This is a genomic window from Velocimicrobium porci, assembly GCF_009696045.1.
Lineage (GTDB): Bacteria > Bacillota > Clostridia > Lachnospirales > Lachnospiraceae > Velocimicrobium > Velocimicrobium porci.
Genome location: NZ_VUMT01000003.1, coordinates 51,353 through 66,767, shown reverse-complemented (window position 1 = coordinate 66,767; position 15,415 = coordinate 51,353). Strand labels below are relative to the sequence as shown.

Annotated in this window: 14 protein-coding genes; 7 read left to right on the top strand and 7 right to left on the bottom strand. The window is 34.0% G+C overall.

What is annotated here, in order from left to right; genetic code table 11:
• Nucleotides 1-2: 2 nt before the first annotated feature.
• Together FYJ58_RS03020 and FYJ58_RS03015 are read right to left on the bottom strand one after the other, a co-directional pair.
• Nucleotides 3-1,463: a methyl-accepting chemotaxis protein gene (locus FYJ58_RS03020; RefSeq protein ID WP_154517047.1), complete on the bottom strand. Its 1,461-nt coding sequence runs from the start codon at nt 1,461-1,463 to the stop codon at nt 3-5.
• A 161-nt stretch (nt 1,464-1,624) separates the two neighbouring features.
• Nucleotides 1,625-2,050 carry a putative ABC transporter permease gene (locus FYJ58_RS03015; protein WP_154517044.1) on the bottom strand — a complete coding sequence of 142 codons (426 nt, stop codon included), beginning with the start codon at nt 2,048-2,050 and terminating at the stop codon, nt 1,625-1,627.
• Between the two features lie 257 nt (nt 2,051-2,307).
• Between FYJ58_RS03015 and FYJ58_RS03010 the strand changes: the two genes are divergently transcribed.
• A complete protein-coding gene (locus FYJ58_RS03010) occupies nt 2,308-3,048 on the top strand; it encodes an RsiV family protein (RefSeq protein ID WP_205839136.1) in 741 nt (246 codons plus the stop codon).
• 119 nt (nt 3,049-3,167) lie between these two features.
• Here the strand turns inward: FYJ58_RS03010 and FYJ58_RS03005 are convergent, their stop codons facing one another.
• From FYJ58_RS03005 to FYJ58_RS02995, 3 genes are all read right to left on the bottom strand, one after another.
• Entirely contained in the window at nt 3,168-3,863 is a 696-nt protein-coding gene (locus FYJ58_RS03005; RefSeq protein ID WP_154517038.1) for a response regulator, read from the bottom strand.
• A gap of 107 nt (nt 3,864-3,970) precedes the next feature.
• A complete protein-coding gene (locus FYJ58_RS03000; RefSeq protein ID WP_235912538.1) occupies nt 3,971-5,305 on the bottom strand; it encodes a sodium-dependent transporter in 1,335 nt (444 codons plus the stop codon).
• Between the two features lie 163 nt (nt 5,306-5,468).
• Nucleotides 5,469-6,848, bottom strand: a complete 1,380-nt coding sequence (locus tag FYJ58_RS02995; protein WP_154517032.1) for an MATE family efflux transporter — start codon at nt 6,846-6,848, stop codon at nt 5,469-5,471.
• 157 nt (nt 6,849-7,005) lie between these two features.
• On the opposite strand from FYJ58_RS02995, the gene FYJ58_RS02990 reads away from it, so the two are divergent.
• The 3 genes from FYJ58_RS02990 to spoIIID all read left to right on the top strand — a co-directional run bounded on the left by FYJ58_RS02990 (nt 7,006) and on the right by spoIIID (nt 11,318).
• Nucleotides 7,006-8,517: a type I restriction-modification system subunit M gene (locus tag FYJ58_RS02990; protein ID WP_154517029.1), complete on the top strand. Its 1,512-nt coding sequence runs from the start codon at nt 7,006-7,008 to the stop codon at nt 8,515-8,517.
• A 53-nt stretch (nt 8,518-8,570) separates the two neighbouring features.
• Nucleotides 8,571-10,955, top strand: a complete 2,385-nt coding sequence (locus tag FYJ58_RS02985) for a type I restriction endonuclease subunit R (RefSeq protein WP_331464139.1) — start codon at nt 8,571-8,573, stop codon at nt 10,953-10,955.
• A gap of 96 nt (nt 10,956-11,051) precedes the next feature.
• Nucleotides 11,052-11,318, top strand: coding sequence for a sporulation transcriptional regulator SpoIIID (spoIIID, locus tag FYJ58_RS02980; RefSeq protein ID WP_154517026.1), 267 nt, complete (start codon nt 11,052-11,054; stop codon nt 11,316-11,318).
• A 103-nt stretch (nt 11,319-11,421) separates the two neighbouring features.
• Here the strand turns inward: spoIIID and FYJ58_RS02975 are convergent, their stop codons facing one another.
• A complete protein-coding gene (locus tag FYJ58_RS02975) occupies nt 11,422-12,015 on the bottom strand; it encodes a CHAP domain-containing protein (protein ID WP_205839135.1) in 594 nt (197 codons plus the stop codon).
• A 121-nt stretch (nt 12,016-12,136) separates the two neighbouring features.
• Nucleotides 12,137-12,724, bottom strand: coding sequence for a restriction endonuclease (locus tag FYJ58_RS02970; RefSeq protein WP_154517020.1), 588 nt, complete (start codon nt 12,722-12,724; stop codon nt 12,137-12,139).
• A 171-nt stretch (nt 12,725-12,895) separates the two neighbouring features.
• On the opposite strand from FYJ58_RS02970, the gene FYJ58_RS02965 reads away from it, so the two are divergent.
• From FYJ58_RS02965 to FYJ58_RS02955, 3 genes are read left to right on the top strand one after another with little or no spacing between them, the layout of a single operon-like run.
• Nucleotides 12,896-13,261 (top strand): NusG domain II-containing protein, encoded by a 366-nt coding sequence (locus FYJ58_RS02965; RefSeq protein WP_154517017.1) that lies wholly within the window; start codon nt 12,896-12,898, stop codon nt 13,259-13,261.
• Nucleotides 13,262-13,309: 48 nt separating this feature from the next.
• On the top strand, nt 13,310-13,801 hold the full coding sequence (locus FYJ58_RS02960; RefSeq protein WP_154517014.1) for a Gx transporter family protein: 492 nt from the start codon (nt 13,310-13,312) through the stop codon (nt 13,799-13,801).
• 21 nt (nt 13,802-13,822) lie between these two features.
• Nucleotides 13,823-15,409, top strand: coding sequence for a response regulator transcription factor (locus FYJ58_RS02955; RefSeq protein WP_154517011.1), 1,587 nt, complete (start codon nt 13,823-13,825; stop codon nt 15,407-15,409).
• Nucleotides 15,410-15,415 lie beyond the last annotated feature (6 nt).

Here is a 15,415-nt window from a genome sequence, read left to right as displayed (position 1 = left end):
TTTTATTTGGTAAGCTCTATCAGTTCCTTCATCTTAGATGCAATTTTTTCAAGAACGAGTGCATTTTCGTGTTCTGAATTCATAGTTTCATTTGCATGGGCAGATACTTCCTCTGAAACGGCTGAAATTGTTTGAATCGAATCTACAATAACTTGATTTGATTCTTTTAGTTCGATAACATTTTGAACCAAATTTGTTATGTTATCTCGGATGGAGTAAGTATTTGACTGAATTGTGTTAAAGCTGTTTACTGTATTGGAAGTTGATTGTTTTTCTTCATTGATTCCCTCTATCATTTGATGAATTACGGTAACAACTTCACTGATTGCCCTGGAAACATTATTGATTAGTTCCGTGATATGTACGGTAGCATCACTTGTCTGTGAGGCCATTCCAGAGATTTCAGTTGCAACAACAGAGAATCCTCTTCCGGCCTCACCGGCTCGGGCTGCTTCGATACTTGCATTCAAAGCAAGAAGACTTGTCTGGGAAGTAATACCGTTAATTAATTCTACAATAGAATTCATTTCTTTCATGTAACTGTCGAGTGTTTCAAGTTTTTTAGCAACTTCAACTCCATTTTGTACGGAAATATCGACTTTTTGAGATAAAAGTCCAATATCCTGATGACCATCTTTTAGAACATGTAATGTTTGCTCCATATTTTCCGAGATGTGATTTGCTGCACTGTTTACAATATCAACTTTATGCTGGATTGATTCTGTTTGAAGGATTTGGTTTTGTACCGCGTCTGCAGTATCACTGGCACCAATTGATACTCCTTGCATTGCTTCTTTTGTGTTGTTAGAAGCAATGTTTAGTTTCTCCAGGTCTTCATAGATTTCACTGATTCCGGTTTTGATTTTTTCAGATAGCAGGGAGAGGTTATTTAGGACAAGTTCTGTTTCGGATTGAGCATTTATGGCACTTTGAAGCTGTTGATCCATATTTTCATTAATTGTTTTTGAAGTTAAAATAGAGTAGATTGCAACGAGAATCATAATAACAATCTGAATAACCGCAGAATCTCTACCGGCAAAACCAAAGTTTCCTGTCTTGGCACCTATAGCAACAATGAGAATACTCTCTATAATAGTTCCAGTATTAATCATAATAGAATATCTTATGTCTTTATAGATGGATGTAACAAAAATCATTGGGATTACAAATGTAAAAACTAAATTGTTGGCTGCAGTAAATAGTGTATAGGTATAAAAAATAGCAAAGCCGATTGCAACTAAATGTTTAATTATAGGTGTTTCTTTATCTTGTTTCCAAAAAAAGTATTCTGCTGCAATTGGGGTAAATCCTAAAATTGCTACGATTATGACATAAGTCCAGGTTTGTAATTTGTCAGTTGCCTGTAAAAAACAAAAAGTTGTCATTACAGTTACATTGATTGTGTGAGCAATCATTGCGGTTTTATTGTTTCTCATAAGTTCTGTAAATGCTTTTTTCTCCATAGCTTTCTCCATTATTCTCTTTCGTTTTAATTTGTGTAAGTTTACAATAAGTAGTTGCATTAATTTGTATAAATTTTACCATATACGGACAATTCTTGCAACAACCATATATAGTCAGATAGTAAACTTGCAAGATACTAAATAAAGAAGAATTTTTGAGATTAAAAATACTTATATTTTACTTTTTTTTCTCCTAATAGGTGACAACGAAGCCAATCATCTAAAAGAATTGCAGGAAGTGATAAAAAAAACCAATAGGTACTGAATAGAAGACAAATTTGTCCTTTGTAGTTGTATGGAAGGTTAGAATAATCCCAAATTCCTTTTTTTAGCCATACATTTACAATCATTCCGAAAATAAGCTCAATAAAAGTGATTATGAAAGCAGATAAAAGCATTTGGCTAGTAAGGGAAAGAGAATAAGGGAATATTTCATTTAATAAACCAATTAATACAAAACAGATTCCACCGGCTAAGAACATACTAAAGTCAGAATAACCACGGGCTAATAATTCAATACAGATATAAATTGCACCACCTATAAAAAATAAAATAAAACATTTTGCATATTCTTTTAAATTTTTCATAAATATTATTCATGCTTGCCGTATAATTCTAAATGAAAGAAAAGGCAGAGGCATATTCTCCTCCTTTTAAAAATTTTTAACTATTGGGTTTTCTGTTTTGTTTTCTTTTTATAGTATCGACTTTTTTATATAAAAAAACCTGTAAAATTAAGCCATCAAAAAAATACTTTTTTTTGAAACTTTTTTTAAAACAAAAGCGTCTAATAATTGAAACAAGAAAATGGAAGAAAAAACTTATAAAAAGGATGGTAATAATTATGAGAAAAAGTACATTGATTAAATGGGTAACAGGGTTTGCAGCAGCTGCAGTTGTATTAGCAAGTGCAACAGGATTGACGCAGTCAACTGTGTTGGCAAAAGAAAGCAGTCAGGGTATAGGAGCGATTAAAGTAGAGGCTGAAAAAACTTATGAAAAAACAACTAAAACGAAAGAGGCAAAAATTGTTGTACCAAAAATTAAAACGGAGAAAAAATCTGTTGGTGCAGAACAAATAAATAAAGAGATGAAAGCCTATACAGATGGTCTGATAAAAGATTTTAAGAAAAATCTTAAAAACGAAGGACATGAGAGTGTCACAGTATCTTATAAGGTTCTGACAAATAATAAAGAGATGTTTACACTTCGACTGGAAACGATTCAGACAATGGCCAGTAGTTCTGTAACTTATAAGTTCTATCATTTGGATAAGAAAACCGGAAAAGTAATGAACTTAAAGAGTCTGTTTAAAAAGAATGCAGATTATATAAATGTTATTAGTAAAGAAATTAAAAAACAGATGAGAGAACAGATGAAAGATGGAAAGGTTTACTTTTTAGATACAAAGGATAAAGAAATGCAGAAATATGATTTTAAAACAATTAAAAAGAATCAAAATTTCTATATTGACAAAAAAGGTAATCTTGTAATTTGTTTTGATAAGTACGAAGTTGCTCCCGGCTCTGAAGGATGTCCTCAATTTACAATTGCTAAAACTACACTTGCAAAGGTTTTGAAGTAATGATATAATCCCAACATCATGATATAAAAAGTATAAAAAAAGGCGGCAGCCGCTTCGACAATTGAAAAATTGTGAAGCGTCAGTTGCCTTTTTTAAATTCATAGGAACAGGATTCTTTCTTATAACATGCGATAACCAATGCCGACTTCTGTAAAGATATATTCTGGTTTTGCGGGATCCCTTTCTAATTTCCTACGGATATGTGCCATATTAACTCGAAGAATCCGGTTGTTTTCAATCTCATCGGGACCCCATATGTGGGTAATAATGTAATTATAGGTAAGTACTTTGCCGGCATTTTTTGCAAGGAGTTCAACGATATTAAATTCTATTTGCGTTAAGTGAATTATTTCATTATTTAAAGTCACAAGATGCTTGTCAAAATCAATAAACAGATTTTTAGCCTGATAAGGACAAGTATTTTCAAGTGCAATTGTATTCATATGGTTGCAATAACGGATTGCAGAACGAATTCTTGCCAGTAATTCATGTGTGCCAAAAGGCTTTGTAATATAATCATCAGCGCCATGGTCAAGCGCATATACTTTATCATCTTCTTCCGTTCTGGCAGAGATTACAATAATGGGTGTATTGTTCCAGCCTCGCACTTTGTCTATTATTTCAAGTCCATCCATATCAGGAAGACCAAGATCTAAAAGAATAATGTCTGGACATTGGGATGCGATAAGAGAAAGCCCATCCGTTCCGTTTGTTGAAGTCGTAACCTTATAATTTTGTGTTTTTAAAGTGGTACAAATAAAATCACTTATTGTTTGCTCATCTTCGATTAATAAGATTGAGTATTTTGTATTCATAAATTTACAGGCTCCTTAAATCAAAAAAAGAATCAGTACGTTAAGATTGATTTTCATTATAGCATATTTTTATGAGATTTTACATGTATTAACAAAAATTTTATTTCTTAGCCGATTCCTTTATAAATTAGTCCGAGAATAAAGATTATAATCGTTAATGGTACATAAATGTATCTTGCAATTTTTCCAAAACATAAAGGAAGGTTTTTCTTACGACCAATATTGAGTTCTTTTTCAATTTCATATTTACCAAGTGCATAATAGATTGAGATCGCTCCAAAAACTGCACCAAATGGTACGACGATAATTGTAATAAAATCCATAAAGGAACCTACTTTTGGTTCAGCTTCTAAAAAGATGCCAACGGATAAACAGATTGTTCCACAAATAAGAACAGCAATTTTTCTATTTAACTGAAACCGGTTCTGAAGACTTTCGATTACTGCTTCAAACATGTTGATTAAAGAGGTTATTCCGGCAAATGTCACTGATAAAAAGAAAAAGATTGCAAATAATTGACCAAAAGGCATCTTTTGGAAAATTTGAGGAATTGTGATAAACATAAGGGACGGACCTCTTGTTGGTTCAATTTGAAATGCAAATACCGCAGGCATTATTGCGAGTGCAGATAAGAGCGCGGCAATTGTATCGAAAAAGGCGGTACGAAAAGAAGCATTGGGAATGTCTTCGTTTTTGCTTAAATAAGAACCATATACAATCATGCCGGAACCGGTAATGGATAGGGAAAAGAATGCTTGTCCCATCGCCATAATCCATGTGTCTGCTTGCAATAAGTAATCCCATTTTGGAATAAATAAAAACTTATATCCTTCAATAGAACCTGGTAAAAACCATGACCGAATTGCAAGAAATGTGAATAAAAGGAAGAATATTGGCATCATAATTTTATTTGCCCGCTCAATTTGTAGAGTAGAACCCGTTAATAAAATGATTAAAGTGATAAAAATAACAATAACATGCCATGGAAGACTTCCAAAGTCACCGGTTGCCTGGGAAAAATAAATAGAGGAATCCTGATTTAGCAATTCACCGGAAAAGGAACCCCAAAGAGAACGGAGTACCCAGCCAATTATTATTGAATAGCCGGTTGCAATTCCAAGTGAACCAAGGAGAGGTATCCATCCAATTGTTTTCCCCAATTTATGTAGTTTGTTTTTTTTCCAACATAGGTCATAGGCACCTAGTGTTCCTGTTTGTGCAAGGCGTCCAATTCCAAACTCTGCTGAAAGACCGGTTAGCCCAAAAAGCAGTATAAAAAATAAATATGGAATTAAAAAAGCTGCACCCCCATATTGTCCAAGCCGATAAGGGAACATCCATATATTTCCAAGACCAACGGCGGATCCGACACATGCCAAAATAAAGCCGATGGAATTACTGAACGTTCCATTTTTGTGGGCTGATATTTTTTTTTGTTTCATTTTCTTCTCCTTTTTTAAGGGTATTCCCATTGTTTTTTATTAATTTTAGGTCAATCTGCTCTCATTATAGGAAAAGAAAAATTTAATGTCAAGCAAATCGCATAAAAATTCTTTAAAACTTTGACGCGGAAAAGCTTTAAAGCGAAAAATACAAGAAAAACCATTATTTTTTTCCGATTGGATTCCAGTTTCCACGTTTATAGCGAAAAAACATAATACAGCCCTGACATACATTATTGGCTATCATACAGCACCATATAGTGGGCAGATTCGCATTCCCAAAATGAATAAATAAATAGGTCATTAGGATTCGGATGCCCCACATACAGGAAAGAGAAATAAAAAAGGGTACCAGTGTGTCGCCGACTCCATTAAAAATTCCTTCTAAAATAACGGCGATACCGAAAACAGGTTCTGAAATGGCAACCATTTTAAGTACAGTTGTTCCAAGATGAATCACGTCCGAATCTTTTGTAAATATGCTCATGATAAAAGAAGCATTAAAAAAGAGTAAACCGCCACTGGCTGCCATGATTGCCACGATAAGCCAGAGTAGGGTACGGGTTATATGTTTTAATTTAAGATTATCTCCGGCACCAACTGCGTTCCCGGATAATGTGGCAGCCGCAGCCTGCATTCCATATCCGGGAATATAAAAGGCTTCTTCTGCAGTTAATGCAATTGTGTGAGCAGCAAAAGCAATTGTACCGAGATTGGCTACAAGAGAAGTAAATACAACATGACCTAAGCAGGAAAAAGTTCGTTCTAATGCAACAGGAAAGCCTACTTTTACACAAGCATGAAGAATGTGTCTGTTAATTCGAATTGACTGGTGTGCGGGTGATATAACAGGTGTACGATACCAGACGATTATCATATAAAGACCACCAATTACATAAGAAATGGCAGTACCCAGTCCTGCACCTGTAGTACCAAGACCTGCACCCCATATTGTAAAGGTGGCAGAAGAAATTTTGATGGTTTTGGTATCGTAAATAAAAATGTAATTTAAAATAATATTAATCAGATTCATTGTAACATTGACCCGCATTGGCGTTTTTGTGTCACCAGCGGCGCGCAGAACAGCTCCGAACAAAATAATGGAAGCACGAAATAACATTGGAAGGCAAATAATTGCAAAATAGGTGCTGGCTTCTTTTTGAATGGAGGCTTCTGCACCAAGCCAATTAGGAAGAAACGGACTGATGCCTAATGTAAGAATGCCGATAAAAATTCCAAGGCTTAAAGTAAGAAAAATGGATTGTACGGAAGCCTTTTTGGCATTTTCATATTGCTTTGCACCGATTGATTTGGCAATGTATGCGGTTAGTCCGACACCGGCAGCAGATAAAGGGCTGTTAATGAGCCAATTAACTGTAGTACTGATACCAACAGCCGCAGTTGCTTTTGCACCTAACTGTCCGACCATTGCAGTATCAATATACTGAACGATTGTCTGTAAAAATTGTTCTAAAACCGTGGGCCATGCGAGGGTCAAAATAGAGATTAAAATTGCTTTATTGTAGTTTTCTTTATTTATCATATAAGCTCAACTTTTCTCCTTTATCGTTTGTTATAGCATTGTTTATTATATCATAGAAAACAATACCGATTCAATTTGGATAAAGAGTCTAATAATTTTTACATTAATGGGGTTTTTTGATATAATGAAAACAGTATGTTTAGAAGGAGAAACGATCATGATTACAGGTGAACTAAGGAGTAAGGTAGATAAAATTTGGGAAACGTTTTGGACGGGTGGAATTGCGAATCCTTTAGAGGTTATTGAGCAGTTTACTTATCTGTTATTTATAAAACAGTTGGATGATGTTGAAACAACGAAAGAAACAGAGGCTAATTTTCTAGGAATTCCATATGAGGGAATTTTTCCGCAAGAGTGTCAAAAGTATCGCTGGAGTCGATTTAAAAATCTGGGTTCTGCGGAAGAAATGTATAATATTGTATTAAATGGCGTATTTCCATTTATCAAAAATCTGCATCAAGATGGTGATTCTGCTTATGCAAAGTATATGGGTGATGCAATTTTTAAAATTCCGACACCGGCAATGCTATCAAAAATTGTAGATGGAATTGACGGACTAGACTTATCGGAAGCAGATACAAAAGGAGATTTGTATGAATATTTGCTAAATAAGGTGGCTACAAGCGGTACAAATGGGCAATTTCGTACACCCAGACATATTATTAAAATGATGGTTGCACTAATGAAACCGACACCAAGTGATACAATTGTTGACCCGGCAATGGGGAGTGCTGGTTTTTTAGTTGAAGCACAGAGCTATCTGAGAGAAAATCATTCGGATTTGTTTTTAAATGCCGGATTAAGAGAGCATTTTAACAATAATATGTTTTATGGTTTTGATATGGACCGGACTATGTTGCGAATTGGTGCAATGAATATGATGCTTCATGGAGTTGATAATCCAAATATTTCTTATAAAGATAGTTTATCTGAGAATAATACAGATAGTGAAAAATATTCTCTTGTACTTGCTAATCCGCCGTTCAAAGGAAGCTTAGATTATGACGGTGTTTCGGCAGATTTGTTGAAGGTGACAAAAACGAAGAAAACGGAATTGCTGTTTTTGGCTTTATTTTTACGGATATTGAAAATTGGTGGTCGGGCGGCTGTCATTGTTCCGGATGGTGTGCTATTTGGCAGCAGTAAGGCACATAAGCAAATTCGTAAAGAAATTGTTGATAATAATAAACTGGAGGCAGTTATTTCAATGCCAAGCGGTGTGTTTAAACCCTATGCAGGAGTATCAACTGCGATTTTAATATTTACGAAAACAACAAATGGTGGAACTGATCATGTGTGGTTTTATGATATGAAGGCGGATGGGTATAGTTTAGATGACAAGCGCCAGCCGATTGAGGAGAATGATATCCCGGATATTATTGAGCGGTTTTACAATAGAGAAAAAGAAACAGAAAGAACACGTAAGGAACAAAGCTTTCTGGTACCGATTGAGGAAATTAGAGACAATGATTATGATTTGTCAATTAATAAATATAAAGAAATCGAATACGAAAGAATCGAATACGACCCTTCTGAAGTGATTCTTAAACGAATTGAAAATTTAGAAATGGAAATTCAAAAGGAACTAGCGGAGCTAAAGGGAATGTTACAGAAAAAAACAGATTCAGATTCAGATTCGGATTTGAAATTTACTGTACCGATGATGTGAGAGGTTATAGCCCAAGAAAGGTACTGGGATTTTTTTCTAAAATAGATTTGCAATTGCAAATTGACCGGCGGATATCGGCAAAACCACTTGGACGTATAAAGATAAGTGATGCGATAACAAATCGTCCTTATCAAAAAGAGGCTGTTACTGCAGTATGTGAAGCGATTGAGAAAAAACAACGGAAGATGCTTATTGTTCAGGCGACAGGAAGTGGAAAGACGAGAGTTAGTATCAGTATTGTTGATGTCCTTACTCGCCATAATTATGTTAAAAATGTTTTATTTTTGGCAGACCGGACAGCTTTGGTAAAGCAGGCAAAAAAGAACTTTGTGAATTTACTTCCTAATTTAACCTGCTGTAATTTGCTTGATAGCAGAGATAATCCTGAGCAGAGTAGGATGATTTTTTCTACTTATGCAACAATGATGAATGCGATTGATGAAACAAAAACGAAATATGGGGAAAAGTTATTTACTCCTGCACATTTTGACTTAATTATTATAGACGAATCTCATCGAAGCATATATAAAAAGTATCAGGATATTTTTAATTATTTTGATGCAATGTTATTAGGAATGACTGCAACGCCAAAAAATGAAATTGACCGAAATACATATAGTGTGTTTGATTTGGAACGTGGTGTCCCTACTTTTGCGTATGAATTGGATAAGGCAGTACAAGAGGGGTATTTGGTTGATTATACAACAATTGAAGTGAAATCTAAAATTATGGAAGAGGGAATTCACTATGATGATTTGTCTGATGAAGAGAAAGATTTATTTGATGAAACGTTTGAAGATGATGAGCAAATTGATAAAGATATATCAAACACAGCAGTTAATGAATGGCTTTTCAACAAAGACACGATAGATTTAGTTTTAAAAAAATTAATGGAGTGTGGACTTAAAGTAGAAGGTGGAGATAAGTTAGGAAAAACTATAATTTTTGCAAAAAATAGCAGACATGCCCAGGCGATTGTAGAGCGTTTTCATAAGCGATATCCGGAATATGGAGAGAACTTTATAAAACAGATTGATTATAGTATTAAATATGTTGACACATTAATTGACGATTTTAGTACGAAAGATAAAATGCCACAGATTGCAGTCAGTGTTGACATGCTTGATACAGGAATTGATATTCCTGAAATTTTAAATCTTGTATTTTTTAAAAAGGTTCGTTCATTTAGCAAGTTTTGGCAAATGATAGGTCGTGGAACCAGATTGTGTCCGAATTTATTTGGAGCAGGAATTGATAAGGAAAAATTTCTTATTTTTGATTTTTGCAATAACTTTGAATTTTTCCGGGCGGATACTCATGGAACGGAAGGTGGAATCATGGCTTCTATGAGTGAAAAAATTTATAATACAAAGACAATGATAGTAAGAGAACTTCAGGAGTCGAAGTATATGCTTGATGATGCTTTTGTGAGTTATCGGAGAAATTTGGTCAATGAATTACAAGGGAGTGTTGTTGCATTGAATCAAAATAGTTTTCGTGTAAAAGGGCATCTGCGATTTGTTGAAAAATATAAAGAATTATCTTCTTGGGACAATTTAGAATCTATTGAAATTGCAGAAATAAAAGAACATATTTCCCCACTTGTTACACCGGCAAAAGAGGATGAGTTAGTTCGAAGATTTGATTACTTAATTTATAGTGTGAGCTTAGCAATTTTACAGGGAAATAATGCTTCGCTGACGATAAACAGAATTATTAAAACAGCAGAAGAGCTGTCAAAACTTTATAATATTTCAGAGGTAAAGGAACAAAGGAATATCATCGAAAAAGTAATGACAGAAGAGTTTTGGGAGAATGTGAATCCATTAAACCTCGATTTCGTAAGAAAAGCACTCCGGGATTTGTTGAAGTTTATAGAAAAAGAAAGACAAAGAATCTACTATACGGATTTTAATGATGAAATTGTTGCCAGTTTGGAAGGAACACCATTAAAATTGGAAAATGATTTGAAAAATTATCGTAAAAAGGTAGAATTTTATTTAAAAGAGCATCAAGATAATCTTGCAGTTTATAAAATAAGAAATAATAAGCGATTGTCAGAAAGCGATTTAAAAGAATTAGAAAAAATTTTATGGAAAGAGTTGGGAACCCGAGAAGATTACGTGAAAGAATATGGCGATACACCAATTGGGGCGTTAATCAGAAAAATAGTTGGGGTCGACCGAACGGCAGTTAATGAGGCATTTAGCAAATTCCTTTCGGAGGAGAGGCTGAATAGTAATCAGATAAAATTTGTCCGTTTGATAATTGATTATATTGTAGCAAATGGAAATGTAGATGATAATGCAGTGTTTATGCAAGAACCATTTCGAAGTGTAGGAAGTATTACTTCATTATTTAAAAACGATTTGGGAACGGCAAAAGAAATTATGTTAGTTGTTGGTGAAATTAAGAAAAATTCAGAAGAAATTGCATAGCACTAGGATGACAAAGTCCAAAATTTTGATTATAGCTAATTCATATAAATCCGGGTTTGTGCATAAGATGTAAAAAACATATTTCGAGGGGATTTTTTGAAGGCATATATCGAAGAGCGGGCAGTTAGTATTGCTAATTATATTATTGAAAATAATGCTACTGTAAGGCAGACAGCAAAGCAATTTGGAATTAGCAAAAGTACTGTACATAAGGATGTTACAGAACGTTTATCCGTTATAAATCCTGCATTAGCAAAGAAGGCCAGAGCCGTGCTTGACTTAAACAAATCGGAACGTCATATTCGCGGGGGGTTGGCCACCAAGGAAAAATATCTTCACCAGAATACAATTCATGTTCCATAAGGAAAGAGAAGTTTACCAAAATGAAAAGGGAGGTATGCAAAAAAGGTAGCATCCTCCCTGGGTAAAATCGAATTCAAAATTGATTTTCTGTATAATTTATGTACTATTGATTTAAACGATAAAACTTTGCGCTTGCAACAGAAATACTGCGGTTAATTTTGCATAAAGTCTGACCGCCTTGGGACCATTTCCAATTCTGTTCGATTAGTGTAACCGTGTTATTATTATTAATTTTTTTTACAACAGCCCAATGGTTTGAACCGCTTGTACTAGAGCAGGCTACAACATCACCAACCTGAGGTTTTTTGACAGAACGAAAGTTTCCTTTGGAAGCGTTTGGTGTTCTTCCACCAAAAAGATTGTTGACAGAAACACCAAAATTTTCTTTATAGTAACGTTTAATATAAGCTGCACAAGAATAGGTTGCATTGCTTCCGTCGTTACCACCGGTGCGGTAAAGTGCCTCAACGCCGTTTAGTGTATCGGCTACAAAATTACTTCCTTTTATCGTAATTATTTGAGTTTTTAACAATTTATTATCTGAATCTCTATTATTCTCATCAATTTCTTTAACGGATTCTTGTTTTTTATCATCTTCTTCTGAAGCAGCATAAGCATGTATAGCTGGCATACTTCCAACTAAAAATGTAAAAGCCATTAATAAGATAGCAAGTTGCCGTCTCCCTCTATGTAACATTATGTATACCCCTCCTAAAACATTTTCCATTTACTAATATAGCAAAAAATTAATGAAAACGCAATAAAAAGTAATAAAAATGTAATAATTCGGAGAAGTTGACAAATTATTCTTAATAATGTTATAAAAATTCACTAAGATATCCGGTCATATTTTCGTGATTCATCATTTGAATTAAAACATCCCTATCCCATAAAATTACATTATTTGCAAAAGCCAGTTCTTCTGCATTTTTGCTGTAATAAGAATTCGTGACGACCAGACCACAGTCGGTATTATAATAAGCCATGGAGCCAATTACCTCTTGAACCGCTTTTACGCCAATGGTTCCCTGGTAGCGTTTTGCCTGAACGGATATTTTCCTCTTTTTATATTCTAGAATCAAATCTGCACCATAGTCATTTGAAGCTTTTGTCGTTTGGGCTTCACAGCCTAGAGATTTAAAATAGGTGAGTAAAAAATTTTCAAATTCAATTCCTGTCATTTTGTCTACTTTTTTTATAGAAAAGTGTAGAATTCGGAAGCGATTCCATTTTTTTATTTGAATTTTTATAATTAGAACAAGACAGAAGGAAATAATAAGAAGAACTATAATCCAATTTTGATTAATTGAAAGTGTTGTTTTAAGCAATAGGAAAGAAAGAATCACCAGAAATAATACAATGGATTCTATGAAAAAATAACTTAATTTTTTTATATAGTTTAACATAATGTACCTCTTGGACTATTTTTGTAAAAATATATTATGATACCAGTATTATAGGTAGAGGAGTAAAGAGCTGTCAAGAAAATTCGTCTATTTTTTACATGTTTCTATGCGTTTTATGTTATACTATATGAAATGGTATATTTTAAATCGTAAAAAAAGGAGAAAACGAATTTGAATCGAAATGATAAAATTTTAATTATAGTGTTATTAATAATTTCTATTTTCTCCCTTGGACTGCAAAAATGGATTGAGGAGCCGGGAAAACAAATTTTGGTTACAGTGAATGGAAAAAAGTATGGGCAGTATTCTTTAGATGAAAACCAGAGGATTATAATTCATTCAGCAAAAGAAAACGAAAATATTATTGTAATCAAAGATCATAGCGCGTATATGGAAGAGGCTTCCTGTCAGGATTTGGTCTGTGTTCATCAAAGGAAAGTTGGAAAGACAGGCGAAACGATTGTTTGTCTGCCGAATAAAGTCGTTGTTGAGGTTATTGGCGGGCAGGATGAAGAGGTTGATATAATAACAGGGTGATAGCTTTTGCTTCAAAAAAATAAATACAAAGAGAATGGAGAAAAAGAGATGACAGGAAGAATTGCACGAAATGGTATGATGATAGCATTGGCATTTATTTTTAGTTATATTGAGGCAATTATTCCATTTCATATAGGGATACCAGGTGTAAAATTGGGAATTGCCAATTTGGTAGTTGTTACCGCATTGTATCTTTTAGGAGAAAAAGAAGCATTTTACATTTCGATTGTTAGGATTGTTTTAGTAGGATTTACATTTAGCAATTTATTTAGTATGCTTTATAGTATAGCGGGTGGAATGTTAAGTTTTGGCGCGATGCTGCTAGGAAAAAGAATGAAAAAATTTTCTGTTATTGGAGTCAGTGTACTTGGAGGATTTTTTCATAATGTGGGGCAAATTGTAGTGGCTGGTTTCCTTGTTGGAACAGCACGAATTATATATTATTTTCCAATTCTTGCGATTTCAGGGATTGGAACCGGAATTATAATAGGTTATTTAGGAAAAGTGATAATCGAACGGATTAATAGGTCAGTTGAATAAAATTAGGGAAAGGAATTTAGTATGGAACGGATTATTATTGCAGATAATGATAAAGAGCATGCAAAAATAATTGAACAGATGATTAAAAAAAGGATAAAAGGAGTACATACGGTAATTTATGAAGATCATTTTTCTGGAATGATTGAATCCATTTATAAAGAAAAAGTAGCTGTTGTGATTATGGCTGTTAATGTATCTGGGATTAATGGTTTAGAGCTTGGAAAACAAATTCGGGGATTTTCTCCATTTACTCAATTTATTTTTATATCATCTTGTGATTATTTTGAGTTTGTTCGAGAGGCACTTCAGCTTTTAGCTGTAGATTATTTATTAAAACCTGTTAATGAAAATAGTTTAGTGGCAGCAATTGAGAGGGCAATGAGGCGGCACCGTTTGATTACAAGAGAGCAGGAAGTTGTAAAAGAACAGGGGATGCGGATTGACGAGGCAAATAAATATGTGGAGTATAGCTTCATTTATTCTACATTATTTAATAGTGATTTTAGTGGTTTAATGAATCGTTATCGTGATTTACTTGGTCTTGGCGATTCGGGTTATATTTTAAATATTGAGATTGATTCCCAAGAATCGAATAGTCCAATTAATTTAAAACGGGATGACGATATTTTATATCGGCATTTAAAAGAGATTATATCGCAACATAATGTATGTGTTGTCGGACCTAGGATTATTAACCGGATTTTAGTTTTAGTAAGCAATGATAAAGAAGAACTTTCGGAATCTTCCATGTCAGATATTAAATTGGCAGCACACATTATTGTTTCTTTAAAAGATACGTTTATGATTAACGTGTCAATTGGTGTTGGAAGTCAGCAAAAATTAAGAAATATTCATCATTCTTATGAAGAGGCTGTCCGGTGCTTGAGATATAAGGGTGTACATAATGTTGTCCGAATCCGGGATATTGAGCATGTTGATATTTCCCATGAAGAGTATATTAAGCTGGAAACAGAGGTGCTAAAAAATGTACGATTTGGAAATGCGAGTGCGGTTGATACATTTGCTGAGCTTTTAGACATGCTTCGTCCATTACAGGAGGAGGTGAGAAGAAATCGTATTTTTGAGCTTATTGTGCTGGCGGGACATGAAGCAAAGGTGGACGGAAGGGATTCTATCGATTACATCAATTATGGGAAAACATTTGAAGAGGTTAAAACGATTTCGCTTGATAAAATTGAGATGTGGGCATATCAGAAGTTTGAATTTATTATTAATTCTGTCCATTCCAATCGTATTGGGAAAAAATCCGAGGGTGTTCGAAATGCAATCCGATATATGGAAGAATACTATATGGAACCAATTAGCCTAGAGGAAATTTCAAGTTATGTTGGAGTGACACCACAGCATTTTAGTAAGGTTTTTAAAGAAGAAACAGGAAAAAATTATATCGAATGGCTGACCAATTACCGTATGGATGTGGCTAAGGGACTTCTTATGGAAGGAAAGCAGACGATTAAGGAAGTGTGCTTTAAGGTCGGTTATAATGATCCAAATTATTTTAGCCGAATTTTTAAGAAGATAGAGGGGTATTCCCCAAGTGAATTTTTGAATGTGGGAAAAAAAGAAAAGAAGAAAACGGACAAGTAAAGTTAT